Genomic DNA, 1,945 nt, shown 5'->3' with positions numbered 1-1,945 from the left:
CCGACGCACTCGGATACGCCTCCCGCGCCCGCACCACATACGCACCCAGCGACCGATGCTCGACCACCACCCCCTTCGGCCGCCCCGTCGACCCCGAGGTGTAGATCACATACGCCGGATGCCCCAGAGACAACGGCACCACCCGATCCGCGTCCGAGGGGTTGTGTTCCGGCTGCCCGCTGACGTCCGTCTCGTCGACCGGCAGAACCGGCCCCGACCACTCCGGCAGCGCCGTCGCCGAGTCGGTCACCACCGCGACGGGGTTCGCGTCGTCGAGCATGTACGCGATCCGCTCGGCCGGATAGGCCGGATCGATCGGCACGTACGCGCCGCCCGCCTTCAGCACCGCCAGCAGCGTCACCACCAGCTCGACCGAGCGCGGCAGCACCACCGCCACCAGCCGCTCCGGCCCCACTCCCATGCCGATCAGCCGGTGCGCCAGCCGGTTCGCCCGCGTGTTCAGCTCCGCGTACGACAGCTCCGTCTCCCCGGCCAGCAGAGCCGCCCGGCTCGGCGAGGTCGCGGCCTGGGCCTGGAACAACAAGGGCAGGGACGCCCTCGGCACCTCTCGCGCGGTGTCGTTCCACTCGCTCACGACCTGCTGCCGCTCGGTGGCGTCCAGCACCTCGAACGTGCCGATCCCGGCGTCCGGGTCGTCGGTCACCGCCTCCAGCACCCGCACCAACCGGCTCGCCAGCGTCGTCGCCGTGTCCCGGTCGAACAGGTCTGTCGCGAACCCCAGGAACCCGTCCATGCCGGAGGCGCCGGAATCGGCGTCGAACCGCTCCGCGAACCGGAACACCAGGTCGAACTTGGCCGCGGCGAGGCTTGCCGCCTCGACGGTCACGGTCAGGCCGGGGATCCGTACGGACTCCTCCGGCACGTCCTCCTGGACGATGTTGTTGAACGACAGCATGACCTGGAACAGCGGGTGGCGGGACAGGGACCGCTCGGGGTTGACCACCTCCACCAGCCGCTCGAACGGCAGGTCCTGATGCGCGTAGGCCGCAAGGTCGCTCTCCCGCACCCGGGCCAGCAGCTCCCGGAAGCTCGGATCCCCGGACAGGTCGGTGCGCAGCACCAGGGTGTTGACGAAGAACCCGACCAGGTCCTCCACCGCGTCGTCGGTACGGCCCGCGATCGGCGTGCCCAGCGGAACGTCCGACCCCGCACCCAGGCGGGACAGCAGCGTCGCCACCGCGGCCTGCATCACCATGAACACGGTCGCGTGGTTGTCCTGGGCCAGCCGTGCCAGCCGTGCGTGCAGCTCCGCCGGCACCTCGAACTCGACGGTGCCGCCGTGCCCCGTCGGCAGCGCGGGCCGCGGCCGGTCGGCGGGCAGCGCCAGCTCCTCCGGCAGCCCCGCCAGCGCCTGTGCCCAGTACGCCAGCTGCCGGGAGATCTCACTGCCCGGATCGTCCTCCGAACCCAGCACCTCCCGCTGCCACAGCGTGTAGTCGGCGTACTGCACCGGCAACGGCGACCACGCGGGCTCCTGTCCGGTCGTCCGCGCGGCGTAGGCCACGGCGACGTCCCGTCCCAGCAGCGGCATCGACCAGCCGTCGGTGGCGATGTGGTGGACCACGAGCATCAGCACGTGCTCCTCGGCGTCCAGGCGGAACAGCCGGGCGCGCACCGGGATCTCGGCCGACAGGTCGAAGGCGTGCCCGGCCGCCTCGGCCAGCCGCCCCTCCAGGCCGTCGCGATCACAGGAGACGACCTCCAGCACCGGACACGCCGCCTCCACCGGCAGCACCCGCTGATAGGGGCCCGCCTCGTCCTCGGCGAACACCGTGCGCAGACTCTCGTGCCGCGCCACCACATCCCCCAGCGCCGCCCGCAACGCCCCCACATCCAGCGCCCCGGACAACCGCAACGCCACCGGCACGTTGTACGTCGCACTCGGCCCCTCCAACCGGTGCAGGAACCACAACCGGCGCTGCGC

At 72.1% G+C, this 1,945-nt stretch carries 1 protein-coding gene; it reads right to left on the bottom strand.

Features of this window, described 5'->3' with window-relative positions:
• Positions 1-1,945: condensation domain-containing protein (locus tag PKF00_RS43800; RefSeq protein ID WP_271223715.1), on the bottom strand; the 1,945-nt coding region annotated here is incomplete at both ends.

This window comes from Streptosporangium carneum, from assembly GCF_027922005.1.
Lineage (GTDB): Bacteria > Actinomycetota > Actinomycetes > Streptosporangiales > Streptosporangiaceae > Streptosporangium > Streptosporangium carneum.
Note: the sequence above shows the minus strand (reverse complement) of the source record. Positions and strands in the feature narration are given on the sequence as shown.